Origin of the sequence: Anaerosolibacter carboniphilus (genome assembly GCF_014205875.1) — a bacterium.
In the GTDB taxonomy this organism is placed as follows: Bacteria; Bacillota; Clostridia; order Peptostreptococcales; family Thermotaleaceae; genus Anaerosolibacter; species Anaerosolibacter carboniphilus.
Genome location: NZ_JACHEN010000012.1, coordinates 86,464 through 111,262, shown reverse-complemented (window position 1 = coordinate 111,262; position 24,799 = coordinate 86,464). Strand labels below are relative to the sequence as shown.

Annotated in this window: 22 protein-coding genes and 1 other annotated feature; of the genes, 4 read left to right on the top strand and 18 right to left on the bottom strand. The window is 39.0% G+C overall.

The features are described from left to right. Window positions 1-19: 19 nt before the first annotated feature. From HNQ80_RS10975 to HNQ80_RS10905, 15 genes are all read right to left on the bottom strand, one after another. Window positions 20-1,675 (bottom strand): L-lactate permease, encoded by a 1,656-nt coding sequence (locus tag HNQ80_RS10975; RefSeq protein ID WP_184310689.1) that lies wholly within the window; start codon window positions 1,673-1,675, stop codon window positions 20-22. A 254-nt stretch (window positions 1,676-1,929) separates the two neighbouring features. Continuing rightward, a complete protein-coding gene (locus HNQ80_RS10970; protein WP_184310688.1) occupies window positions 1,930-3,324 on the bottom strand; it encodes an FAD-binding oxidoreductase in 1,395 nt (464 codons plus the stop codon). A gap of 22 nt (window positions 3,325-3,346) precedes the next feature. Next, complete coding sequence (locus HNQ80_RS10965) at window positions 3,347-4,567, bottom strand: electron transfer flavoprotein subunit alpha/FixB family protein (protein ID WP_184310687.1); 1,221 nt, start codon at window positions 4,565-4,567, stop codon at window positions 3,347-3,349. Window positions 4,568-4,578: 11 nt separating this feature from the next. Next, entirely contained in the window at window positions 4,579-5,367 is a 789-nt protein-coding gene (locus tag HNQ80_RS10960; RefSeq protein ID WP_184310686.1) for an electron transfer flavoprotein subunit beta/FixA family protein, read from the bottom strand. A gap of 536 nt (window positions 5,368-5,903) precedes the next feature. Continuing rightward, a complete protein-coding gene (locus HNQ80_RS10955; RefSeq protein WP_184310685.1) occupies window positions 5,904-6,608 on the bottom strand; it encodes a FadR/GntR family transcriptional regulator in 705 nt (234 codons plus the stop codon). 255 nt (window positions 6,609-6,863) lie between these two features. Then, a complete protein-coding gene (locus HNQ80_RS10950) occupies window positions 6,864-8,021 on the bottom strand; it encodes a RuBisCO large subunit C-terminal-like domain-containing protein (protein WP_184310684.1) in 1,158 nt (385 codons plus the stop codon). A 24-nt stretch (window positions 8,022-8,045) separates the two neighbouring features. After that, window positions 8,046-9,053, bottom strand: coding sequence for a transketolase family protein (locus tag HNQ80_RS10945; RefSeq protein ID WP_184310683.1), 1,008 nt, complete (start codon window positions 9,051-9,053; stop codon window positions 8,046-8,048). A 1-nt stretch (window position 9,054) separates the two neighbouring features. Continuing rightward, window positions 9,055-10,008 carry a transketolase gene (locus HNQ80_RS10940; RefSeq protein WP_243183169.1) on the bottom strand — a complete coding sequence of 318 codons (954 nt, stop codon included), beginning with the start codon at window positions 10,006-10,008 and terminating at the stop codon, window positions 9,055-9,057. Window positions 10,009-10,019: 11 nt separating this feature from the next. Continuing rightward, a complete protein-coding gene (gene mtnA, locus HNQ80_RS10935) occupies window positions 10,020-11,096 on the bottom strand; it encodes an S-methyl-5-thioribose-1-phosphate isomerase (RefSeq protein WP_243183168.1) in 1,077 nt (358 codons plus the stop codon). Window positions 11,097-11,131: 35 nt separating this feature from the next. Further along, the gene (mtnK, locus tag HNQ80_RS10930; RefSeq protein ID WP_184310682.1) at window positions 11,132-12,358 is read right to left on the bottom strand and encodes an S-methyl-5-thioribose kinase; all 1,227 of its coding nucleotides are present in this window, start codon (window positions 12,356-12,358) and stop codon (window positions 11,132-11,134) included. 106 nt (window positions 12,359-12,464) lie between these two features. Next, window positions 12,465-12,923 (bottom strand): YdeI/OmpD-associated family protein, encoded by a 459-nt coding sequence (locus HNQ80_RS10925; RefSeq protein ID WP_184310681.1) that lies wholly within the window; start codon window positions 12,921-12,923, stop codon window positions 12,465-12,467. Between the two features lie 54 nt (window positions 12,924-12,977). Beyond that, a complete protein-coding gene (gene menA / locus HNQ80_RS10920; RefSeq protein WP_184310680.1) occupies window positions 12,978-13,925 on the bottom strand; it encodes a 1,4-dihydroxy-2-naphthoate polyprenyltransferase in 948 nt (315 codons plus the stop codon). A gap of 191 nt (window positions 13,926-14,116) precedes the next feature. After that, a complete protein-coding gene (locus tag HNQ80_RS10915) occupies window positions 14,117-15,718 on the bottom strand; it encodes a CotH kinase family protein (RefSeq protein WP_184310679.1) in 1,602 nt (533 codons plus the stop codon). A 17-nt stretch (window positions 15,719-15,735) separates the two neighbouring features. Next, the gene (locus HNQ80_RS10910) at window positions 15,736-16,422 is read right to left on the bottom strand and encodes a DUF4956 domain-containing protein (protein ID WP_184310678.1); all 687 of its coding nucleotides are present in this window, start codon (window positions 16,420-16,422) and stop codon (window positions 15,736-15,738) included. Next, window positions 16,371-17,159 carry a polyphosphate polymerase domain-containing protein gene (locus HNQ80_RS10905; protein WP_184310677.1) on the bottom strand — a complete coding sequence of 263 codons (789 nt, stop codon included), beginning with the start codon at window positions 17,157-17,159 and terminating at the stop codon, window positions 16,371-16,373. The genes HNQ80_RS10910 and HNQ80_RS10905 overlap by 52 nt, the downstream gene beginning before the upstream one ends. A gap of 202 nt (window positions 17,160-17,361) precedes the next feature. Between HNQ80_RS10905 and HNQ80_RS10900 the strand changes: the two genes are divergently transcribed. Then, window positions 17,362-18,039, top strand: coding sequence for a response regulator transcription factor (locus HNQ80_RS10900; protein ID WP_184310676.1), 678 nt, complete (start codon window positions 17,362-17,364; stop codon window positions 18,037-18,039). Next, complete coding sequence (locus HNQ80_RS10895) at window positions 18,040-19,305, top strand: sensor histidine kinase (RefSeq protein WP_184310675.1); 1,266 nt, start codon at window positions 18,040-18,042, stop codon at window positions 19,303-19,305. It begins immediately after the preceding gene. Window positions 19,306-19,415: 110 nt separating this feature from the next. Here the strand turns inward: HNQ80_RS10895 and HNQ80_RS10890 are convergent, their stop codons facing one another. Continuing rightward, window positions 19,416-21,101 carry a glutamine--tRNA ligase/YqeY domain fusion protein gene (locus HNQ80_RS10890; protein ID WP_184310674.1) on the bottom strand — a complete coding sequence of 562 codons (1,686 nt, stop codon included), beginning with the start codon at window positions 21,099-21,101 and terminating at the stop codon, window positions 19,416-19,418. Between the two features lie 72 nt (window positions 21,102-21,173). Then, window positions 21,174-21,437, bottom strand: a binding site (T-box leader). Between the two features lie 301 nt (window positions 21,438-21,738). Here HNQ80_RS10890 and HNQ80_RS10885 point away from each other — a divergent pair. Then, window positions 21,739-21,876 carry a hypothetical protein gene (locus HNQ80_RS10885; protein ID WP_184310673.1) on the top strand — a complete coding sequence of 46 codons (138 nt, stop codon included), beginning with the start codon at window positions 21,739-21,741 and terminating at the stop codon, window positions 21,874-21,876. Window positions 21,877-22,033: 157 nt separating this feature from the next. On the opposite strand, the gene HNQ80_RS10880 is transcribed toward HNQ80_RS10885, so the two are convergent. Then, the gene (locus HNQ80_RS10880) at window positions 22,034-22,624 is read right to left on the bottom strand and encodes a glutamine amidotransferase (protein ID WP_243183166.1); all 591 of its coding nucleotides are present in this window, start codon (window positions 22,622-22,624) and stop codon (window positions 22,034-22,036) included. Window positions 22,625-22,660: 36 nt separating this feature from the next. Continuing rightward, entirely contained in the window at window positions 22,661-22,831 is a 171-nt protein-coding gene (locus tag HNQ80_RS10875; protein ID WP_184310672.1) for an SHOCT domain-containing protein, read from the bottom strand. Between the two features lie 353 nt (window positions 22,832-23,184). Here HNQ80_RS10875 and HNQ80_RS10870 point away from each other — a divergent pair, with 353 nt between their 5' ends. Continuing rightward, window positions 23,185-24,789, top strand: coding sequence for a peptide chain release factor 3 (locus tag HNQ80_RS10870; protein ID WP_184310671.1), 1,605 nt, complete (start codon window positions 23,185-23,187; stop codon window positions 24,787-24,789). The last annotated feature ends 10 nt before the right edge of the window (window positions 24,790-24,799 follow it).

Below are 24,799 nucleotides of genomic sequence, written 5' to 3'. Positions count from 1 at the left end.
GGATTAACCGGTTTCATGGTTAGAGCGGTAGTGGGTTAAAGCCACTATAGATGAGAATCGCAACAACAGCAGCTACCACGATACCATAAATAAAGCACGGCACTGCATTTCTTCTTATGATTTTTCCTTCATTCCCTTCACTTCCTACCGTGGCACAGACAGCAACTACGTTATTGATACAGATCATATTCCCCACAGCGCCACCAATAACCTGAAGGGCTACAATCAATACCTGGGGCATATGGAGGATGGATGCTGTCTCAAACTGTAAAGAAGAGAAAAGAATATTTGATACGGTATTAGAGCCTGACATGAATGCACCCAACACACCAATGAATGGCGCAAAGAATGGATAGGCTGTTCCGGCCAAGCCAGCAGCAGTCTTTGCCATTTCTGTTAACATGCTGGCAAGACCTGCATTGTTCACTCCAGAGTTCAACATCAACTGTACCAAGGCAATACCTGCAAATAATGTAATCGCCGCCCCAGTTAATTGCTTAAATGTACTGGTCCAAGCCGTTTTCACCTGTTCCCTAGTCATTCCATGGATGACGTGGGTAATCAGGGCAACAAGTATAAATGGAATGGTGCCTGGAAGATATGCCCATTGTAATCCGTAATTTAAATTTTCAATTCCTAATATGTTTGGTATGCGAATTTGTTGCGCACTGAGTAATGCCTTTAACCCAAAAGAAGGAATACGGGTAACGACTAAAATTATTGCAATCAGTATATAAGGTGTCCAAGCTTTTAGGAGGGACATTTTTGCTTCTCCTACATTACCAGTATCTACCTTCGATTTCCAATCCTCATGCCACTCAGCCTTCTCAGGGAAGTCCCAATGTTTCTTTGGTACCAAGAAACCATTCTTGGCTGCAATAACGACAATGGCTAGTCCAATAAATGCGCCTACCAGTGATGGTAATTCTGGTCCAAATATAGTTGCAATCAAGATGTAGGGAACTGTGAAGGCTAGGCCTGCAAATATGGCGAATGGAGCTGCTTCTAATCCTGGTTTAATTGATTTTTCTTTTCCAAAGAATTTCGTTAGCATACAGATTCCTAGCAATGGTATAAATGTACCTACTGCACCATGGGATAATGCAATCCATTTGGTCATGGTCATCTTGAACAGCTCTGGATCAGCATTGACAGCCTGTAGATTGTTGGCAATCGTACTCATTGCACCAAATACAGGTGTTCCGACCGCCCCAAAAGAAACAGGTGTACTGTTAAATATAAGTGCCACCATGGCTGCAGCTAATGGAGGAAATCCTAATCCTACTAGTAGTGGCCCCGCCAATGCAGCTGGTGTACCAAATCCAGCTGCCCCTTCGATGAACGCGCCAAACATCCATCCAATAATAATAGCTTGAATACGTCTATCTTTTGTAATTCCATTAAAACCATTATTGATGGTCGTCATAGCACCTGATTGTTTCAAGGTATTTAAAATCAGTATAGCACCAAAAATAATGATCAGTACATCCACTGCCTTTAATACACCAAAGACAGAGTAAGCCAATACGTTGTGAACATTCATTTTCCAGACAGCAACAGCAATCACTGCCGCTAGTATCCATGCGATTGGTAACGCTTTCTTCGCTGCCCAATTAAAACCAACCATTAATACTATCGTCAGTAAGATCGGTAAAAAAGCTATAAATGCATACATACTACGATTCCCCCTTCAATTTAAAGTAGTTTTCTTTGTTCTACCTTGACAAAAACAATGTTGCCTATCGACAATTTGTTTCGTTAGGAAACCTTGATTTCTTTCGACAGCCTCCTGAGTACAGCAAAGGGGCCCCTCCCCCTTTGCACTCTCCCAGGTCTAGGAAATCCAAAATCATCATTTCCTATATATTAAGAAGTATTACGCCTTACCTTTAAAAGCTGCTGGTAAGGTAAGGCGCAAATTCTCTCAATCTAACAAACTTTGCCTGGATTTAGAATATTTTTTGGATCAAAAGCTAATTTAATATTTTTTAATAGTTCCATACCATTGTTACCCATTGACTCAATTAAGAATGGTCTTTTCGCATAACCGATGCCATGTTCACCCGATACCTGGCCGCCTAATTCCCTAGCTCTGCCATACATACATTCAAAAACATCTCCAAGGATCTTTTTCCACGCTTCTTCTGTACGCTCATCCCTCAGTACATATACATGGAGGTTTCCATCCCCAGCGTGGCCAAAGCTCTTAATTCTTACGTTAAACTGCTCTTGCAGTTCGTGAGTATATTTAATAAAGTCTGCTACCTTATTCCTAGGAACAACCACGTCACATTCATCCATTTCTGTCGTTGAAGCCTTGATTGCCTCTAGGAACGCACCTCTCGCCTTCCATATAGACTCTTGTCTCTCTTGCGTATTTGAAATCAATACATCCAAAGCTCCTGAATCTAAACAAATATGGGCTACCTTGTCATAAGCACTTTCTATTTCTTCTTTACTGTTTCCATCAAAGGTAAGAAGTAGATATGCATCGGAAGACTTGTCAGGAAACTTCATTCCTAGAAACTCTTCCGCCGCCAGTATAGCAGCCCTTTCCATAAATTCTACCGCTGTTGGTATTGTTTTGGATTTAATGATTTTGGGAACTGTCTCGATAGCCATAGCCAAATCTGGGAAAGGAATCAATAAACTGATTGCTTTTTTAGGCAGCGGTAACAATTTCAATACGGCCTTTGTTACGATAGCCAAGGTCCCTTCTGAACCAACGATCATGTCCTTTAAACTATACCCAGAGCTATTTTTTACGATTTTCCCCCCTACTTCCATCACATCACCGTTAGGAAGCACAATTTCAAGTCCTCTCACATAGTCCCTCGTTACACCATACTTTACAGCCCTCATCCCCCCAGCATTGGTGTTGATATTTCCTGCAATCGTGGCGCTTTTCTCTCCTGGATCTGGCGGATAAAATAAATCATGGGCTTCAACGAATTTTGAAATTTCCATCAGCAACACGCCAGGCTCTACCGTTAAGGTCAAATTTTCCTCATCTAGCTCTACAATTTTATTCATCTTCGTCAAGTTCAACATGATGCCACCATGGATCGCAACAGAGCCTCCTACTAATCCTGTACCTTGTCCCCTTGGTGTTACAGGTATATGATGATCAAAAGCATATTTCATAATTTTAGATACTTCTTCAGTCGAAATTGCTTCAACCATAACCTCTGGTAATTTCTCAATGCCACCAAGTTCGTCATGGGCAAAATCTTCATTGATTTCTTCCCCTACGAATACTCGACCTTTTCCACAGACTGAAATCAGAAACTCTATATCCTGACTATCTATTGCTTTATAATTCATATGTTTCCCTCCCATTCACTTTTTAGGATACAACCTGCTTCAACTGATCTATCGATATATTTATCCCAAGACTATTTATTTTTCTTATAAGCGCTGGAATAATCTGATACATATCGCCTTTTAGCGCATAATGGGCTACTTTAAAGATCGGTGCGTTTTCATCTTGATTGATGGCAATAATACATTCCGAATTGTTCATACCTGCAACAAACTGAATCGCCCCTGAAACCCCACATGTAATAATCAATCTTGGCTTTACTGTTCTACCGCTTAGTCCGATCTGTTTTCTAGGATCGGTCCATCCTGCTTCAATCAGAGGCCGTGTACTTGCCACATGGGCACCCAAAAGATCTGCTAATTGATGAATCATCTCCAAATCTTCTTGCTTCTTTATACCTCTTCCAGCTACGATCACAACTTCCGCATCCTCAATGCTCATCTCTTTTTCCTTTTGCTTTACATCAAGTACAGTAATTTTTGATGCTAATGCTTCTTTGGCAATTACACAATTTGTTATTTTGCCTACTGGATTCTCCAATCTTTCTGGTGCCGAGAATATCTTATATCGCACAGTAGCAAATTGAGGTCTATGATTTGGTGTATAGATATGGGCCATAATGTTTCCACCAAATGCTGGTCTGATCTGGTCTAAGTCTGTGTTTTCCTGAACCCCTAAGATGGTACAATCAGCTGTAAGACCTGTTCTAAACCTTGCTGCTACCCTCGGTGCCAGGGACCTTCCTACTGTAGTTCCTCCCACTAGTACGATGGTTGGATGCAAATTCTGAATAAAATCCTCAAATACTGCTGTATAAGGTTCAATTCTAAAATCCTTTAATTCTTCATCATCATAGACGAATACCTCATCTACACCATAATGGAGCAATTCATTGGCCTTTTCTTCGATCTCATGTCCCATAAAAACACAGTAAACAGGATGATTTATTTTCTCAGCCAGCTCTTTTGCTTTTCCAATCAACTCCAATGTTACGGGATGAATCTCACCATCTACATGATCCACATAGACAGCAATTCCTCTCCATTTGCTTTTGTCAATCGTTACTGTTTCCTCTTCTACCCACTCAAATACACCTGCTCCTTTTTTGATACAAATCTTACACATTTTACACGCCGCATTTATAGATAAATATTTGTTATCATATTCAATAGCACTAAAGGGACAAAGCTTTACCAATTCCTCTGGGCTTGTTACTTGATTTTGATGAATAATTATTTTCGCCATATAATTCCCTCCTATACAAATTTTAGTTCTTTCAATTTGGTTAATAATCGATCAGCAAGGTCTTCACCTGAGCCTTCCCACATTTCATGATCCGTGTTTGCTTCTGGCGGGAATATTTTTAAAACCTGAGTTGGGGATCCATTTAAACCATAATTCTTTTCATTTTGATCTTCAAAGTCGGTCATACTGTAAAAAGGTATTTCCTTATCTTTCGTAGCCAGCTTTAATTTGAAGGAAGGCAGTCTTGGCTGGAAAATTCCCTTCTCCACTGTAATTAGACATGGGAACTTAATATCTGCGATTTCAATTGTATTGGGCATATCCATCTCAACAACAACAGAATCGTCTTTTAACTCTATGATTCTTCTTACATTGGCCACATGGGGTATGCCAAGGAACTCTGCCATTTCAGGTCCTACTTGGGCAGTATCTCCATCTGTCGTTTGTTTTCCACATACGATCAAGTCAATATTACCCATTTTCTTAACACCTTGAGATAGCGTATATGCAGTAGCCAACACATCTGCACCAGCAAACTTTCTATCTGTTAGTAATGCACCATTGTCAGCGCCCATCATAAACGCTTCCTGAATAATTTCAGCCGCTTGGGGTGGTCCCATGGTAATCACATTAACCTTTGCATCCTTTCCCTCTTTCATCTTCAATGCTGTTTCAATCGCATATAAGTCATATGGATTCAGCTTTGAGTCAATGCCATCTCTCTTTAGCACACCTGTTTTTTCATCTACTTCTACCTCTGAAGTCCCGGGTACCTGCTTAATACAGACAAGTATTTCCATTGAATAGCCTCCTTTTTTATTTGTGGTATTATGGTCTTACCAGTTAACATTTTTTAGAAGTGCTTTTCAGCACTTGAAATGGATGATAAGGTTTAATCTCTATGGAAACCCTTGAGTATAGATTTCCTAGCAAATCAACAAGCTCTTTTCTCCTTTATGCGACGCCTTCCTAGCAATTGCCAGGATTCTCTATTTGTTTGACAACGCTTTCCTCTTGACCAAAATTTAATGTGCATTTATTCACTATTACATGCCCTTATTTCATATCATGAATACACATTTAAACCTTACCTGATTTTTACACGGAATGGTACTATGGTAATACCACTTTAAATTAAAAATATCACAATATTAATAATTTTTCTACAATAATTTATTTATTAACAAGCCTATTTTTTTGTAGAAATTTTCCAAGCGTTGGTTTACCTCATTGCTTTTATTTGTTGACAAAAAAAAACACTTTTTTATCGCTTATTCATTTTGTTTTTGTCTTAAAAATAACAAGAATCACCCAGCTTCTCACTGGGTGATTCTTGTTATTCACTCTCTAAACTTTTCATACTATCAATTACGGTTTGAAAATGGGCGTCCATCGCTCGATAAGCTCGTTCCGGGTCTTTCGCAATAATAGATGCACATATTTCTTGGTGCTGTTGAAGTAATAAATTTCTTTCTTTTTTCCAGTTGATAATTCTAATTCTAGCTTCCTTTATAAATGATTCCATTAAAGTGGAGATAGCATTCAATACACTTAAAATAAGATAATTCCCCGTGATTTCTGCAATCTTATAATGAATTTCTTTGTCTATGATGGTGCTTTCATTTTCATCCTTCGCCTCTGCAAGGGCTTGTATCAATCTGTCCAAAATCTCCGCATCTTCTTTCTCAATTCTTTCGGCGGCAATTCTGGCTGCTTCATTTTCAATGATAATTCGAAGTTCTAAGATATCCAAGGATGTACCTTGATGAATCTTAAACATAACAGATAAAGGCTCAAAGAGGCTTTTCTCCATACTGGCAGTAATAAAATTCCCCTCGCCTTGCCGACTCTCAATGGTGCCTATAATCTCTAGCACTCTTAAGGCCTCACGAATAGATGTCCTGCTGACACCCAAAGTCTCTGCTAATTCTCTCTCTGCAGGTAATTTATCCCCCTTCTTCAAGGTCCCATCCATAACCATAACCTGGATCTGCTCAATTACATGCTGATAGACTTTTTTGCTCTTTATTGGTGTAAACATGTAAACATACCTCTTTCGCCTACTAAATTTATATCTATTTCATCATATTCTCATTGTACCATAAAAAGGTATTCGTCCATATATCTTTGTTAGAATTTAGTCTATCATATTCGTCTCTTTGATTCAATTTTTTCTCAAATCAAAAACCAGTTTATTTTTAAGTCTTATTTGGACTTCTAACAAGCCCTTCTATCGATAAAAAATCACACCCGCTCGTGTCAAGTCGCTCAACAAAAGGGTGTGATCTTGAAATCTTTACTTATTGTTACTTATTTCTTCCACAAGCTTTTTAAAGTATCTGCTATTCTCTATAATATCGGGACCTTGTCTAAATAAACCTCCCCCTACCAAAAATATCACATCATTACCGTATACCTTAAGGGACTCCGGAATGCTTTGGAGGCTCATTCCTCCAGCAGGACATGGAAAAATAGATTTTAAATGACCCATAGGAATCAAACTGGCCGTTGCTATTGCTTGGCATTCTTCCTTACTGAAGGAAAATCGTCCGCCAAAGTTAGGATATATGGTGCCATCTGCTCCTGCCAATCGCGGTATTTGACCAAACAGTACTTGATGAGAAAGTCCACTGTCTCCAAGGACATAACTTCCTTGAAAAGCCGGATGGCTCATGATAGGTAGTCCAATATCATCATTCTCAGCCACTTCCCTCATAGCATCTAATCCCGTAAGTCCAGGGGCAATCAAAAGACCTCCTGCCCCCAGCTTTTTTGCAAGCCTTGCTCTATCAAGAACTTCATGATGAGGAGCCGTAATGTTTGGCATATAAATACTTCGATATCCCGTCTCTTTATTGGCCCTATCCACTGCCGCTGCACATAGTTTCACTCGTCCTTCAAAAGGAGAGAACGATTGATTGGAGAGACCGTGGTCATCTTTAATGATATCAATACCACCAAGGGCAAATTTATAGGCAAGTTCCGCCAGTTCTTCATTGGTAAGTCCCATAGGTTTCAATGCCGTAAAGAGCAGCGGCCTTTGCTCTACACCTAAGAGTTTTCTCAATCCTGCTGTCCCAAATCGTGGACCTTTGAAATTACACAATATTGAATCTGGAAGCTCTAAACTCATAACCTTGATGCCAGGTTTTATGCTAATATTTCCAAAAACCACATTCAATAGCTGGGTCAATTCCTTGGCAGCACAATCCACATGATAACTCACGGCCACATGAAAGCTATGGTCGTCCCATGACGCAAATGACTCTATTCGCCCCACAATATGGTCCGCAATCACTCCTGATGGAACTAACTCCTCTGGAAACTCTACTGTTTGTTCCAAACAGATATCCTTGGCCTTTTCATAGGCTTCTTTTTCATTTCCTAAAACTCTATATATAACTGTAAACCGCTCACTAGGCAGGTTTAATTTACTAACACCAGAAAAAAACATGTCTAGACTCCTTTCAATCTTTCATTATAGAGCCTCTGCCTTTGCCTTACTATGAACCTCTACAATAAAGGCTTCCGTTAGCTCATCTTCTTTTATGTTTAGATCTTGACCGACCATTTTTTCAATTTGATTTATCAAAGCCATTGCGTCCAGCCCATATTCCTTCATCAGATACTGTTTGCTAGCTCCATGAACAAAGGTATCCTTGATCCCTATCCTAGTCAATTTCTTACCCAATCCTGCTTCAGCCATTTTCTCAGCAACGATCGTTCCAAGACCACCTACGATAGAATGGTTCTCCATGGTAATGACGCCATACTTTGATGCAGAGATGGCGTCCATTACAGCCTTGTCATTGAATGGCTTTAAGGTTGTGATATGTCGATGATGGATAGATATTCCCCTAGATTTCAATACTTTAGAAGCTCTTAACGCTTCTTCTGTACAGATGCCGCTGGTTAGGAGAACAATATCGCTACCTTCACTGACAAGTCTTGATTTACCAAGTTCCATAGGTTCTGATGCAGGGAACAGGCGAGGAATTTCTCCCCGGAGCATTCTAATATAAACAGGACCATCCACACCATTGGCCACATCTAATACCGATTCCACATCCGTTGCATCTCCACACTCAAGGATGGTCATATTGGGCAAAGATCTCATAACCGAGATATCCTCTATTGCTTGATGGGTTGCTCCTCCAGGTGTCATAATGCCAGGTAAAAACCCGAACATTACCACGGGTAGGTTAGGGTAGGCAATAGACATGGCAATCTGGTCATATGCCCTTCTATAAATGAAAACTGCAAAGGTATGAATAAAAGGTTTATATCCTTCCCTGGCAAGTCCCCCTGCAAAGCTCATCATATTCTGTTCAGCAATCCCCATGGAAAAAAAACGTTGGGGATAGGTGTCTCTGAATCCATCAACCTCTGTGGAACTAGTCAAATCCGCTGAAAGCACTAAAACCTCCGGCTTATCTGCTGCCCATTTTATCAGGTTTTTTGCGTGAACCTTAGATAATATCTCCATTCTATTTACCCCCTCTCCTTGTAATATCGACCATTTCCTGAAAGACTGTCCTATACAAATTTCGCTCTTCTTCATTATTAAATCGCACATAGTGGAGTTTAGGAATTCTATTTTTTAGTATATCCACACCTCTGCATGGGTCTGTATCGCAGAGTATAAAGGTAGGTCTTCCATCGGGTTTGAGTTTACCTAATGCCGCCAGTGCCTCCACATCATGTCCATCGATTCTAAACACTCTGACTCCAAAGGATTCCAATCGTTTATCAAAGGGTTCAATATTCATAACAGTTGCGGTTTTTCCATCACATTGATATCCGTTAATATCCACATAGGCCAGCATATTGTCCAGTTTATGGTAAGACATGGCTTGCACCGCTTCCCAGAATTGACCCGACTGGCATTCTCCATCCGACAGAAACACGACAACTCTGCCCGCTTCCTTTTTTAGTTTCCTGCCCATTGCAATTCCTGCAGCTTGGCTGATACCTTGACCCAATGAACCTGTCATGATTTCCATTCCTGGAGAATGATCTGCACCAATCATCTCTACAACACTTCCGTCTTTATTGAACTCAGCTAACCCACCAGCTGCCATGCGCCCTGCTTCAATAAGGGCAGCGTATAACACCAATGAATAATGGGTAGGTGATAGAAAGAATCTATCGTATTCTGGTGCCTTGACACCGTGGAATGAGGTCCCTGTAAGATGGTTTGGATTATCAGCACCCGGCACACCTAAAAAAGACCCTGGCATCAGTGGTTTTTCAGGCATCTCCATATTTAAAACATTTAAATATAGGGTCGCAAATATCTCTGCTGCTGAACAGGCTTGACTGAGATAACCACCATTGTTTTTTATCGTATGTTCCATTACCCGATGTCGTATTCCCTCCGCAGCTTGATAAATCTTTTGCTGCCACAGCATCGTTCTTTCATCTGTTTTGTTTTTTACCATTGATTTCACTCCTATTTATTAAACATGGTGGATAAGCTTTCGTGATATGGTGGATAAGCAATACCTTTTTCCGTAATAATGGCTGTAATCAATTCATGGTCTGTTACATCAAAGCAAGGATTATAGGCCTTTACCCCAGCAGGCGCCATGGGCTTTTCATACCACTTTGAAGTAATTTCCTCTTCGCTGCGCAGCTCAATATGGATCTTCTCTCCAGCACTGCAAGTCATATCTATGGTAGAAAGGGGAGCGCAAACATAAAAAGGTATTTGATAGTGCTTGGCCATGATGGCAACACCAGAGGTTCCTATTTTGTTGGCTGCATCACCATTGGCTGCAACCCGATCACAACCTACCAATACCGCTTGTATGCGTCCTTCCTTCATAACAATGGAAGCCATATTGTCACAAATCAACGTTACATCTACACCCGCTTCCTTCAGTTCCCAGGCTGTAAGCCGAGCTCCTTGAAGCAACGGTCTCGTTTCATCGGCATATACCTTAAAATCATATCCCTCTGCCTGCCCTAGGTAAATTGGTGCAAGGGCAGTTCCATATTTTGCAGTAGCGATGGTACCTGCATTGCAATGGGTTAATATTCCCCACCCAGGTTCCAAGAGAGAAAGGGCATAATTCCCAATAGCTTCACAGACCTGTTCATCTTCCATGCGAATTTTCTCAGCTTCGCTCTTCAAGGCATCCTTGATACTTTCTACACTTTGGTCTGCTTCCTCCTTTAATCGTGCTTCCATGCGATCAAGGGCCCAAAACAGATTCACTGCCGTAGGCCTTGAAGATCCTAAATAATCCCTCACTTTTTTAAATTCTTCATACAAATCCGCAAATGTAGTCGCAGCAGAATCCTTAATGCCTAGATAAGCACCATAGCCCGCTGCAATCCCTATGGCTGGTGCTCCCCTTACCCTTAAAGAATGAATCGCTTCCCACAAATCTTCCATTTTTTTAATCTCTAAGAATCTTTTCTCGTTTGGCAGCAGCGTTTGGTCAAGAATAATCAATGCATCTTTTTCCTCATCCAGCCTTACGGACTGGATGACCGTAGCACCTACCTCCATGAATTTTTCCATTTCTACACCTTCCTATTGAAACGACAATTCCTCGTTTACTTTATTTTTACTTCCCAATCTTTCACAACGCTCATGAAATCTCTCCCGCTTTTTAGTTTCTCACGCTGTAATATAAAAGTCTTTCCTACAGAGAGACAAATTTTTTCCGCTCGGGCTCTTTTTTCTAAGTCCTCGATGGCGGTGATATCCTTCACATGGGCAATCCCCAAGATTCTACGGCACAATTCGCAGCCTGCCACCGCTGCAGTATCTCGAATGATATTGTTTAGATAGTAGGCATCAAACCCTTTATATTTCGCCGTTCTCTCTGTGGTATGCTCTTTCCACAACTCTTTGAATTTGTCAACAAATAGATCCATCACCTGGATAATTGTTTCCTCCAACCATCCTTTATAGTCAATTTTTTCTTGTTGATCCTCAATAGTCGCCTCTGCATTTTCATAGGCAAAGATCAAGTTTGCAATCACATTCCCTACGTCATATCCAGCTGGTCCATAAAATGCAAATTCAGGATCAATCACTTTTGTAGAGTCTGGTTTGATAAATATCGAGCCCGTATGTAAGTCTCCATGGAGCAGGGATTGGGCATTGGTCATAAATTCGAACTTAAGTTTCGCAGTTTCTAGAAGAAGAGCCTCATCTGACCAGAGCTCTTTCTCTGCATACCCTCTGGTAGGTGGAAACACATCATTTCTTGGGCAGTCAAAAAACGGTTCTGTATAGACAAGATCCTCTGTGATCTCACATAACTCAGGATTTGTAAAGTTCTTTACAAGCTCCTTCTTGGCCTTATGATCCATCATCACGTCAGAGGTTAGCAATAGTGTTTTTGTCATAAAAGTGGTGATATGATCTGCAAAAAAAGGAAACTTTTTATGTTCCATCAATGCTCTACGCATAATTACATGGTCAGATAAATCCTCCATGACGCAACAATTCATTATTGGATCATATTTGAAAACCCTTGGAACAAATCCCTCTGCCAACCGGTGCTGAAGTTGAAGTATCTCACTTTCAATACGATTGCGATCTGGTGACACCTTGAATTCATCAGAGATTCTGGCGCAGGGTCCCGCTTGTTTTATTATAATGGATTTGCCCGCTTTTTCATCCATGACTCTAAAAACATAATTTAGATTTCCATCTCCAATCTCCTTGCAGCTTAGTACTGCATGAGAATCAAAGCAGTCCAGCACAGTCGTCGCATAATCAAGAACATCAGCTTCTTTCATTGTGAAATAACCCATTGTAAACTTTGACATAATATCCCCCCAAGCTTTTCTTCTCCAGCGTAACATAAATATATTGTATTATAATTATTTCTCATTTTCTACAATTCATTTACTATTCTATGTTTTCACATTCCCATTATTTCAATGGTTTACCCTCCCTCAACATTGCAATTGCCTTCTCTATTCTTGCAGCTCTCGTTTCTGCTTTTTTTGCATCAGTGATCCATTGTACATATTCTTTCCTTCGGGAATAGGACAATTTCTCAAAATGAATCTTCCCATCAAGGTTTTGTTCAAGCACTTGTTTAAAATCATCTGGTAATTCAATAACTCGTTCTTCCTCGTCTTTTTCAACTGCGACCTCGACCATATCTCCAGGATTCTTGCCAATTGACTTTCTTAACTGCTTGGTCAGTCCAAGCATATAGCAGCCGCCCATTCTCACAATAGAGCCTCTATAGGCTGCACCATCAAAGCTAGCTTTAACCTTGACACGCTTCGCCCCGAATATGGCTTCCACGTCAAAGGGTATTTCCACATAAGCACCATCGATATCCTCATGTTTCTGAATCTCAGCAGTAAATCTCTGTTTCATCCTATAATCTCCTCACTTCCCTTTGAGATTTTTATAAAACTTTGTGTATTCTTTTTATTTCATGATCAAAGCCACAACAAGCGTAACCACAAAGGTCATGTTTACCACCACGAAATTCTTGACTGCAACGATAAAAGTGTCCTTTTTGTTTTGCTTTTCATAAAAAGTACTTATATGCTTGTTCACAAGGACGAAGGTAGCCAATGTTATCACAGAAACCCACGGTACCACCCCTATGATCAATAGTATGACCAATGCAATATATCCTATATAGTATAATGACTTAAAAACTTTTAACGCAGGGCCTTTTCCAATAAAAACAGGGAGGGTGTACCTTTTGTTTTCCAGATCATCTTCAATATCACATATATTATTGGCAAGCATGATATTTGATATTCCAACCGTTGATGGCAGAGATATGAGAGCAATAAATAGGATTTCCAGTATGTTGATATCTAGATTGATCATCCCACCTTTCATGGCAATGTTCACCACATTTTGATCATATACATGTATATAGATTGCTATAAAAGGAATGATAAAGCCCATGAATCCACCGGAAAAAATCTCTCCAAAGGGTGTACGAGATATAGGAATAGGGCCAAAGGAATAGAGCACACCGATCCCAAAAGATAATACCCCTAAAACCAAGACCAGGATGTTTGTATTCAAAAATAATAAGATTCCGAATAGAATGGCTATAGCCAAAAGCATAAAGATCATAGCTAGCGCTGTAGATTCTTTAAGATTATGACTTACCATGGCATTATGACTTTCATAGCCGTAACCATGTTTCTTATTTGCTCTTTTAAAATCCTGATAATTATTGATGGCCGTTGTAGCCATATCTATACAAAATAACGACACAAACATAAGCAGGAAATTCTTCAGGTTGAAAGCATCAAACCGATATACCGCATAGCATGTGCCTAATAAGAAGGGAATGATGCTGGCTACCTTTGTTTGGATCTCTACTAGCTCTAGAAAACTGCCGATTGTCATGGTTAAAGGCTCCTTTCTCTGCTATATACGGGTAGTTGTTATCCTTTCAAATTTTATCATGAACAAATGGAATAAGCAAAGTATTATCATTTAGCAGATTCTATATGCAAACAAAAGCATCTATCCCGTTCGATAGATGCTTTTGTAACCCACTTCATACTTCCTTATACATTTCGTGATATGCATTGGTTTTATCTGTTATTTCCATTGCCTCCCCTGGAATTATTCATGGTTGTGTTTCCAGTAGTAGGAAGCTCTCCAGACAATTGTTGCAGAATGTTTGCAACCCTATCTCTGATAAAGTTCATAATAGAAGTTGATCCTCCCATCATTCCTCTGCCACCAGGCCCACCTTTCATATTCCCATCTATAGCCCCTTGTGGTGGCTCAGGTCTATCGCCATTTTCAAATCCTTCCGGCATGCCTTGTGGCGGTTCTGGCCTATTTCCTGAGAAACCATTCACATTTTTTGAATCATCGGTCGCAGCACCTGTCTGATTTTGAGGTTGCTGAGGAAGTCCTTGCTTTTCCTGGGGTGTTATTGAGGTTTGAGCTGCTTCAGCCTTCACCTCAGAATAGCTGATGTTCGCCTCAAACTGTTCCATTGTGTAAAATTTCGTTGGATCTGCTTCCACATAAGGTCTGATTATTTTTGCAAGCTCTGTCACTCTTCCCTCGAAATTCTCAAGATAACCAAGTAGATCTTTTATATATCCATGATATTCTTCTTTATACTCTTCTACCGCCAATAGATTATCAATAAGCGGAAGATTTTCAACCTTTACTCCTAATACAGGTTCATCGATAGGAATAGTTGTTTGGTCTCCTCCACCGCCAAATCCGCCTATAGACATGTTGTAATCCCAAGGGATCACCGTAAACTTACCGTCCTGCCCATACAGATAATAATTCTGTGCCATGTTTCCACTGTAACTATCATAATTACCCAGTACTGTGTTAGCTGCTATATATCTTAATGCGCTATCTACATCCAGTACTTTTTCAATATCGCCTTTTTCTCCTTCAGGCATTTCATTTAAAATCTTTATAAAATTCTTTAGGTCTGTTTTTGACGTATCGTCACCTACTTTTAACTCACTTTTATCATAACTGCTGCCCTCAATATGTTGTAAGGTGCTACCTTGTTCCTGCTTGTATAGATTGCCATCAACCTCTCCAAAGCTTCTTTCTAAAAAGCTATCGTCAACGGCTTCCACAAAAAGGTAGAAACCATATAGCTCACCATTGATATAAATATTAGCAAAATTTGCAAGAGGTACATCGGCGCCAATTATCCGAAGCGCTTCATAGCTCAGGTATTCCCTCATATAGGATGGGTCAGCATACATATTGTTTAATACAAACTCATCCAAGCCCAGAAGACTTTGTCCTTTTACATATTTATCGAGTTTGATTCGAAAACTATAGCGATCAGAGTCACTGTTTGCAACGGATCTTAACGTAAGGTTTCCCTTTGTTCTAAATCCTACATTTTCTAGAGTTATACCATCCATTTTCACCGATGCACTCTTGTATTCCTCTGCCAATGGGTCGGCAAGCATGCTTTTCCAATCCGTTTCTGATACTTCAATATAGATATCCTTCACACTGTCTTTTTTAAACAGGTCTTCATATCCCGTTGTCGCCTTTGTCGTACTTTCTGTTACTATTGTGTCACCAGACTGATTTGATTTATCAGCAGCATAGATCCTTAATATGGTGATTGATCCTAAAAGAAATACCAGTGCAAGGGCCACCGCTGCTATCTTTTTCATGATTGTTTTGTTTTCCATTTTTCATTCCTCCATTCTTAGTATTCTGCTGAATCGGCAGCCAATGATAATGTAATATTCAGATTTCCATTCCTGCACCGGAGTGCATCTAGAAATTCTTTTTGATTGATATTCTGATTCATTATAACCATGTACACAAGCTCGTAAAGACTACCTAAGTCTGTGGTCCTTACTTTTCTAAGATCATGACTTAAGGTAAATTCTTCGAACACCTCATCAAAAGCACCTTCATAATCTAAATCTTCGGGAATAATTATTTTCAACATCTTCTGGGAAGATTTCTTTGCGCCAAAATGGATAAGGTGAAGGATGAGCATCAATAGACATAGGACTGTAGTAAACAATATAGCATATCCATAAAGCTCAGCACCACAAGCAAGACCTGTTGCCATTGTTAAAAGGACGTATGCTATATCCTTAGGATCTCCAGGAGCACTTCTGAATCGGATGATTGAAAAAGCCCCTGCCAAGCTGAATGCCCTAGCAACATTGCTGCCAATCAAGAGGATAATGATGGCGATCACCGTAGGTACAAGAATCAGTGTTAATGAAAAATTTTGGGAATAAGTAGCTTTGTTGCTAGTTTTCATATATGTCAGACTGATCAACCCTCCTAGAAGGAATGATACAGCAATCGTCAGGATTGCACTGGTTAAAGATATTGAGGTAGGAGCTGAGGTTGTACTGAATATTGTTTCAAGCATGGTTTTCTTTCTCCTTTCATTTTTTGGTTTTCCAATAGCATCATTTGATGCTCTAGACCATATTTTGAAAAACTTGTCTTGTATAATCTGTATTCAGAAAGCAGTTTTGACAGCCAAAGAGGTATATTATTTTCAGCTTTTACCTCCATAAGCCATCGGTCTTTCTCCAGCAAGGGTTCTCCATAATCACCACTTTCTAACCTAAGGTCATATCTTCTTGTTCTAATGTTTGTATCGAAGGTTATCCTCAGATCTTTGTTTTCCTTGCTAAAAAGTGCTTTTCTATCATAAGCCAGATAAAGTTTTGGCTCCAGATCATATAAATTTAGCATATAGGCTATTTCATTGATCACCTGTGTATTCATATATGGCTGATACACTGGTTTTATCCCAGTGCGGACAAAGTCATAGGCTTCATTCAGCTTTAGTGTTGTCCTTCTTTTGTTGACTAGTCCAAAGACTTTTTTCTTGATTTCCAGATATACCTCTTCATCAGCTGTTGGGGCCCCATACGCTCTGATACGCAGTTTTTCTTTGTATTTAGGCTTTGATAAAGAGTTTCTAATCAAATGATCATCCTTCGTATCAAGATATATATTGCTTATTGTATAGAACCCATTTTGTTGATTGTATTTGTCCAATTCCATATAATCCAGTAGCCTATTCTGAATCTTTTCATAGGTATCTTTGTCTAGTAAGAATTTGCTCTCGTATCGATTAAAAACCTCAATTGCCATAGTGTTTTCTCCTTTCATAAATCTTGTTTGTTTCGCCTTAATTTCATTCTAGGGATGAAACCTTAAAGTAAGCTTAAATTTTTAGAGAGAATGATATAATTCACAAATTCCTCACATTTAAGGTTGTTTTAAGGATTGCCATGATATAATACAATTACAAAGTTGCCTAATATTAAAGAAAAATGAAATCCGAGGTGATGCTATGCGTATATTAATTGTAGAAGACGAACTTCATCTGGCAGAAGCATTGATGCAAATATTAAAGAAAAACAATTATACCGTTGATGCAGTTCATGACGGGGAATCCGGATTAGATAACGCTTTAAGCGATATTTATGATCTCGTCATATTAGACATCATGTTGCCAAAAATGGATGGTATCAGCTTACTGAAAAATATGAGAAAAGAAGGAATCACAACACCTGTTATATTGCTTACCGCAAAAGGTGATGTTTCTGATAAGGTGGCTGGCTTGGACAGCGGCGCCGATGATTATTTGGCAAAACCCTTTGCAACGGAGGAATTACTGGCAAGAATACGGGCAATGTCCAGACGAAAAGGAGACATTATCGTCGATAACGCTTTGAAATACGGAGATATCGAATTAAATACCTCGAATCTTAAATTGTCGAAAGGCAATAAAGAAGTGAAGCTTACTTTAAAAGAAAGCGAACTTCTAGAGTTTCTTATTTTGAGAAAAGGCATCGCATCTTCCAAAGAATTGATCATTGAAAAGCTCTGGGGATTTGAAGCTGAAGTGGAGCATAATCATGTAGAAGTTTATATTTCATTTTTAAGAAAGAAATTGACATTTTTAGAATCAGAGGTGACGATACACACTGTCCGTGGGATCGGCTATGTATTAGAGGGGGAAAACTAAATGTTTAAGAAACTCAGAAATAGGTTTCTCCTCTTAAATTTAGTTATTATTTCCGTCACGATGCTCATTGCCTTTGCATCTATCTATCTGATTACTTATAATAATGTTGCAAGGGATATTTCCATGGAACTTCATAAGGTTTCAGATTTGAATCGTAAGCCAAACAAGGGAGCAAGCCCACGACCTTGGGATTCTGGTATTGGTCAACCCCCACCTGATTTTAATCATTTGCAACCACCTGAACGGTCTGTCTCTTTCACCCTCGTAACAGATCTTCAGTGGAATATCTCTGATACGATATCCATATTTAACACGGAAGATAGCTTTTATGAAGATGCCAAAAAGGCCGCTCTCTCTGCTAAGGTAAACACAGGTAGGTTTAAGCTAGATGATAATCATTGGGCATTCATCATACTGCCCTTTCCAGAAGGCTATCGAATGGTATTCTTAGACATTACTGCTCAGCAGGCCATTCTAACGAATCTTATTTATACTTTCTGCCTAGTAGCATTTGCTATGCTAATTGTTATCTTCTTTATCAGTAGATTCTTCGCAAATAAATCTATACAACCCATCCATGAAGCTTTTGATAAACAGAAACAATTTATTGCAGATGCATCTCACGAGTTAAAAACGCCTTTGGCAGTGATCAATACCAATGTGGATGTGCTTCTATCCAACGGTGATGATCCTATTCACAATCAATCCAAGTGGCTTTATTACATTAAATCCGAAACTGAAAGAATGACCAAGCTGACAAACGATCTTTTATATCTGACACAAATGGACTATTCTGATATCAAAATGATTTTTACAGAATTTAATCTCAGTGAATTGATTGAAAATGTCATATTGACCATGGAAGCCGTATTTTTTGAAAACAATATCTCATTGAAATATGAGATTGAGCCAGAATTAACGATTCATGGCAATCGTGAGCAGATTCAGCAGGTGGCTATGATTCTTCTTGACAATGCTGTAAAATACACTAACCTCAATGGATGCATTGATATTACACTTAAAAAACGCCACAATCATAATATTTTTTCTGTCACCAACAGCGGTGAAGGAATCCCCACGGAGCATATCCATAAAGTATTTGACCGATTTTATCGCACTGACAAATCCAGGGTACGGCAAACCGGTGGCTATGGCCTTGGTCTAGCTATTGCAAAGACAATCATTGACCAGCATAACGGGAAAATTTCTGTAAAAAGTATCCCAAATGAAACCACTACCTTTCGCTTTGAATTACCTAGCGTATAAAGATTTCTTTTTATAAGACAAAAACCACTGATTTTTCAGTGGTTTTTCTACATAATAGGGCTTGTTTAAATTCTATGTGATACGCCATGATACCATGAATAATCTTTTTCTTACTTTTTACTCCATGAATCCTTCAAGGATACGATTCTATTGAAAACAAGTTTCTCCTCTGTGGTGTACTTATGATCTACTGTAAAATATCCATGCCGCATAAATTGATACTTCGCTTCTTTGAAGGCATTTCTAATACAAGGCTCTAGCATACAATCTTTTAGAATAATCAAGGATTTAGGATTCAGTTTTTCATCCCAGCCTAATGATTTATCCTTCAATAATTCTTCATCTACAATCAATTTGTCATATAGATGAACATCTGCGCAAAGCGCATCCTTTGCCGACACCCAGTGAATCGTGCCCTTCACCTTCCGGCCTATAAAGCCACTTCCACTTTTTGTTTCTGGATCATAACTGCATTGAAGCTCTATAATCTCACCTGCTGCATCCTTGATTACCTTCTCACATCGGATATAATAAGCGCCTTTCAATCGCACCTCATTTCCAGGTGATAGTCTATGGAAGCCTTTTATGGGTTCCTCCATAAAATCTTCTTTTTCAATATAGATCACCTTAGAGAAAGGTACCATCCTTTTTCCTAGCTCTGAATTACTGGGATTATTCTCAATTTCCAACAACTCACTTTCATCATCTGGATAATTGGTAATCACTACTTTCAAAGGTTTTAGCACAGCCATGATGGATGGCACTTTATCCTTTAAATCCTCCCTCAGACTGTGTTCAAGCATAGAGATATCTACAGTACTTTCATCCTTTGAAACGCCAATTTCAGAAAGAAATGATTGTATGCTCTCAGGCGTAAAGCCCCTACGTCTAAGTCCTCTCAATGTTGGTAGTCTAGGGTCATCCCAACCATCAACATATCCACCAAAAACCAACTCTCTCAAATATCTTTTGCTGGTAACTACACCTTCCAGGTTCATCCGCCCAAATTCCCTTTGCTTCGGAGGCTCTTTTATCTCTAGTTCCTGTAATACCCAATCATATAAGGGTCTATGATCCTTAAACTCGATGGAGCACAGGGAATGGGTGATACCTTCTATGGCATCCTGAATGGGATGCGCATAATCATACATGGGATATATGCACCATTTGTCTCCTGTTCGATAGTGGTTCGCATGGATGATTCTATATATAACAGGATCCCGTAGATTTATATTCGCTGATTTCATATCTATCTTTGCCCTTAAGACCTTGGCGCCAGCTGGGAATTCGCCTTTTTTCATCCTTTCAAACAAATCCAAGTTTTCTTCGATGGTACGGTTTCTATAAGGACTATCTACCCCCGGATCCTTTAGCGTACCCCTATATGCCTTTATTTCGTCACCACTTAGATCACAGACATAGGCTTTATCCTTTCTTATTAACTTTATGGCATATTCATAAATCTCCTCGCAATAATCAGACCCGTAAAATATCCTTTCATTTGGTTTAAAACCTACCCAGGTCATGTCCTCAATAATAGCATTCACATACTCAATATCTTCCTTTAATGGGTTGGTATCATCAAATCGAAGATTAAACTTACCACCATATTTTTTGGCTATGGTATAACTTATATTGATGGCATATGCACTGCCAATATGCAGGTATCCATTGGGTTCCGGAGGAAATCTTGTACAGATTTCTCTGCCATATACTTCATTCTTCAAATCTTCATCTACGATCCTATGCAAGAAATTTGAATGGAAAATCTCCTTTTCATTTATTTCATTCTCCATCATATAAACCTCCTTTTTGTACATTTATGATCAAAAACAATAAAAATACTCTCACCCCCAAGGCAATTTAGCCTTGGGGACGAGAGTATCTACTTTCGTGGTGCCACCCCAGTTTATCGATATGTCACCATATCGACCTTTTCATGTACGTCATCACCATGGTAATGGTTATACACTAGCTCTATAACAGGAGCGCCTGTCACAGCCTTCCCTTCATTCAAGGATCGGTGCGAGACTCAGAGGCTTGCTTCAATAAACAACTCTTTGCTTCTTTTCAGCTACCGAAGCTCTCTGATAAAGAATTCATTTATTTACTCTTCTCTTCATTGTCTTTTATTATGATCTATAAGTTTTGTTAGTATATTATATGAATTTTTTTATCCTGTCAACCTTATTTTTAAGTATATCCTATAATTTTGTAACCGTTTTTCATGTCTCGTATATGATGTAGTGGGACAAATCCCCTTTGTCCTACATTTAAACCCTTCTTTTTTCTACCCGCTGATGCGGGTAGTTTTTTGCCTTCATCTTCGATTTAACAAAACTTTATTTTGATCTTAATAGAGTTTTAACCTTGCTTTGTTACGATTGGTTTGTACAAGCCTTAGAAAAAAGTGATGAGGAGTGTGTATTCAAAATGAAAAACATACAGGTCCTTAACCAATCTCTTTCTATTAACGAAATGCTGGACGAAATCATAAGCAAGGGTGCTGAAAACATATCATCAGAAGATTTAATTAAGATCAATGAATTGTTAGATCTACTGGCTTCATAATTACTAACTGTAAACTCTCCCACTTAATGAAAACCATATTATTTTACAAGCTCCAGAAATCGACTTAACAAAGCTTTGCCACAGTTATTTTCTATCACAGATTTTTTTAATGCTGTCACATCATAGCCATCCTTAGCAAGGTCAGCCTCCAGTTCTTCTATATATGAAAATGTAACTCCTGCTTGAACTCTGGATGGAACTGTACTCCCCATATATGATTATCCAGTCCAAAAGCATGATGGGATTCAAAATCATTTTTTGCCAATACCCTTGCATTTGACGGTAGTGTCAGTACACTTTGAGAATGGGCAACATGCCCTAGAAACCCATGGGAGAGAACACCAAGGAGGGGGTCTTTTTTCCCTTCCTCTGTCAATTCTACCTCAACTGTTCCAAAATCCCTTCCTTTTGGGTGGTAATCTACAGTCCCGCCAAATGTATGGGCCAGCAATTGGTGTCCATAGCAAATACCAAGGGTAGGTATGGGTTTCTTTAATACTTCTCGAAGCCATTCTGCCAACATGACGCTCCAACTCTCACAATCTGTTACCATGGAATGGGATCCTGTTATGATGATCGCTGCAATATCCAGCATAGCTGGTGCAGATATATCCTTCTGTACATCCCAAACCTTCACGTCATTCTTTCTCAAATCTGCATTCTTTATGATCAAATCTTCAAAATCTCCATACTTCTCCCGTATACTCTGAAATGTTGTTCCCGTTTTTATAATGAGTATCTTTTTCATTCTAAATCACTCCTTTGAATCCCTATCCAAAATCGGCTATGAATCACGTTTGGACCTTCTATTTAAAAATGCTCTTTTTTCTTTTACATGTTCTAAATACTCTTCTTCACTTAATTCTCCTGAGGCCTTTAGTCGATCAAGGATTTCAATTACCTGAATACAAAGCAAAATTAATTTTTCCTCCAAGCGAACCCACTCATCATCCATGTATTCAGTCCTCCCTTTGTATTTTTTCAGAATATTCATTTTTCTATTTAGTAATTCTAGAAATAACTTGAATTTCCTTCTTTCTAATCCAATCATGATCAGATGGTTTGTCTACATGTATGATTCTGATCTATAGATGTATTCCTTTTATCTCCCTGTAATATCCATGTATATAGAACCATTTATCATGTTATAATCTCTACATGGCAATGGATTCACTCATTATTTAAAAATTTTTTATCTGACGGAATGGTAATTGACATAGAAACGATAGAAGTATAAAATTTAAAAGGTTATATTTAAACATAAAATAAGTTATCATACATCATTGATGATAAAGAAAGAGGAAAAGAATGGCTGAAGAAACTTTAAGTTTTATAGATGAAGTACGAAGAAGAAGAACCTTCGCAATTATTTCCCACCCCGATGCGGGTAAAACAACCCTGACAGAAAAGCTGCTATTATATGGAGGAGCTATTCGTTTGGCAGGTTCCGTTAAATCAAGGAGAGCACAAAACCATGCTGTATCTGACTGGATGGAGATCGAAAAACAAAGAGGAATCTCTGTCACCTCCAGTGTGCTTCAATTCGATTATAACGGCTATTGCATTAACATCTTGGATACACCCGGCCACCAGGATTTCAGTGAGGACACCTATCGAACCTTAATGGCTGCAGACAGTGCTGTCATGGTTATTGACTGCTCCAAAGGGGTAGAAGACCAAACAAAAAAACTGTTTCATGTTTGTAAAATGAGGGGAATCCCCATCTTCACCTTCATTAACAAACTAGATCGTGCTGGAAAAGATCCCTTTGAGCTATTAGAAGATATCGAAAACGTTTTAGGTATTCGTTCTTATCCTATGAATTGGCCTATTGGTACCGATAGAAACTTCAAAGGGGTTTTCAATCGTCAAAAAAAACAAATTGAACTCTTCAAAGACGGAAATCACGGACAGTCTGTAGCTGAAGCCATCGTAGGAGATATTTTTGACGAGCAGTTTAGAGGATTACTCGGAGAAGATCTTCATGAACAGCTAATCAATGATATTAGCCTTTTAGACATGGCAGGAGATGGTTTTAATCTGGAACAGATCTTAAATGGAGAATTAACACCTGTGTTCTTTGGAAGTGCCTTGACAAACTTTGGTGTAGAACCATTTTTAGAATCCTTTTTGAACATCACTACCCCTCCGACACCTCGCCTTAGCAATTTAGGAGAAATCAATCCTGAAACAGATAATTTTTCTGGCTTTATCTTCAAAATACAAGCCAATATGAACCCTACCCATAGGGATCGAATCGCATTTTTAAGAATTTGTTCTGGTAAGTTTGAAAAGGGTATGACTGTGAATCATGTACAAGAAAATAAAAAGGTTAGATTGGCACAACCACAGCAGTTTTTAGCCCAAGAGCGTGTTGTAGTAGAAACTGCCTACCCTGGTGATATTATCGGGATTCATGACCCTGGAATCTTTAAAATAGGTGATACCTTATGTCAGGATCAGTCTAAATTACAGTATGAAGGGATACCTCTGTTTGCGCCTGAGCATTTTGCTAAAATATATACAAAAAATGCCCTGAAGCGAAAGCAATTTATCAAGGGGATTACCCAATTGGCAGAGGAAGGTACAATACAGGTTTACAAACGACCTGATATTGGTGTAGAAGAATTAATTGTGGGTGTAGTTGGTGCCCTTCAGTTTGAAGTTTTAGAGTATCGCCTTAAAAACGAATATGGAGTAGATATCATCATGCAAAATCTTCCCTATCGTTATATTCGCTGGGTTGAAATGGATAATTTTGATCCAAAAACCTTTAGTATCACCATGGATACAATGATTGTCGAGGACGAAGATGGACATCCAGTCCTATTATTCCAAAATGAATGGTCCATCAGCCAAGTAAAAGATCGAAATAAAAATGCCGTCTTGAAAGAAATTTCCTTGCGTAAATAAAACAAACAAC

Coding starts and splice junctions, on each gene's coding strand:
- HNQ80_RS10975 (WP_184310689.1), bottom strand. CDS start 1,675: ATGTATGCATTTATAGCTTTTTTACCGATCTTACTGACGATAGTATTA.
- HNQ80_RS10970 (WP_184310688.1), bottom strand. CDS start 3,324: ATGAATTATAAAGCAATAGATAGTCAGGATATAGAGTTTCTGATTTCA.
- HNQ80_RS10965 (WP_184310687.1), bottom strand. CDS start 4,567: ATGGCGAAAATAATTATTCATCAAAATCAAGTAACAAGCCCAGAGGAA.
- HNQ80_RS10960 (WP_184310686.1), bottom strand. CDS start 5,367: ATGGAAATACTTGTCTGTATTAAGCAGGTACCCGGGACTTCAGAGGTA.
- HNQ80_RS10955 (WP_184310685.1), bottom strand. CDS start 6,608: ATGTTTACACCAATAAAGAGCAAAAAAGTCTATCAGCATGTAATTGAG.
- HNQ80_RS10950 (WP_184310684.1), bottom strand. CDS start 8,021: ATGTTTTTTTCTGGTGTTAGTAAATTAAACCTGCCTAGTGAGCGGTTT.
- HNQ80_RS10945 (WP_184310683.1), bottom strand. CDS start 9,053: ATGGAGATATTATCTAAGGTTCACGCAAAAAACCTGATAAAATGGGCA.
- HNQ80_RS10940 (WP_243183169.1), bottom strand. CDS start 10,008: ATGGTAAAAAACAAAACAGATGAAAGAACGATGCTGTGGCAGCAAAAG.
- mtnA (WP_243183168.1), bottom strand. CDS start 11,096: ATGGAAAAATTCATGGAGGTAGGTGCTACGGTCATCCAGTCCGTAAGG.
- mtnK (WP_184310682.1), bottom strand. CDS start 12,358: ATGTCAAAGTTTACAATGGGTTATTTCACAATGAAAGAAGCTGATGTT.
- HNQ80_RS10925 (WP_184310681.1), bottom strand. CDS start 12,923: ATGAAACAGAGATTTACTGCTGAGATTCAGAAACATGAGGATATCGAT.
- menA (WP_184310680.1), bottom strand. CDS start 13,925: ATGACAATCGGCAGTTTTCTAGAGCTAGTAGAGATCCAAACAAAGGTA.
- HNQ80_RS10915 (WP_184310679.1), bottom strand. CDS start 15,718: ATGGAAAACAAAACAATCATGAAAAAGATAGCAGCGGTGGCCCTTGCA.
- HNQ80_RS10910 (WP_184310678.1), bottom strand. CDS start 16,422: ATGCTTGAAACAATATTCAGTACAACCTCAGCTCCTACCTCAATATCT.
- HNQ80_RS10905 (WP_184310677.1), bottom strand. CDS start 17,159: ATGGCAATTGAGGTTTTTAATCGATACGAGAGCAAATTCTTACTAGAC.
- HNQ80_RS10900 (WP_184310676.1), top strand. CDS start 17,362: ATGCGTATATTAATTGTAGAAGACGAACTTCATCTGGCAGAAGCATTG.
- HNQ80_RS10895 (WP_184310675.1), top strand. CDS start 18,040: ATGTTTAAGAAACTCAGAAATAGGTTTCTCCTCTTAAATTTAGTTATT.
- HNQ80_RS10890 (WP_184310674.1), bottom strand. CDS start 21,101: ATGGAGAATGAAATAAATGAAAAGGAGATTTTCCATTCAAATTTCTTG.
- HNQ80_RS10885 (WP_184310673.1), top strand. CDS start 21,739: ATGAAAAACATACAGGTCCTTAACCAATCTCTTTCTATTAACGAAATG.
- HNQ80_RS10880 (WP_243183166.1), bottom strand. CDS start 22,624: ATGAAAAAGATACTCATTATAAAAACGGGAACAACATTTCAGAGTATA.
- HNQ80_RS10875 (WP_184310672.1), bottom strand. CDS start 22,831: ATGGATGATGAGTGGGTTCGCTTGGAGGAAAAATTAATTTTGCTTTGT.
- HNQ80_RS10870 (WP_184310671.1), top strand. CDS start 23,185: ATGGCTGAAGAAACTTTAAGTTTTATAGATGAAGTACGAAGAAGAAGA.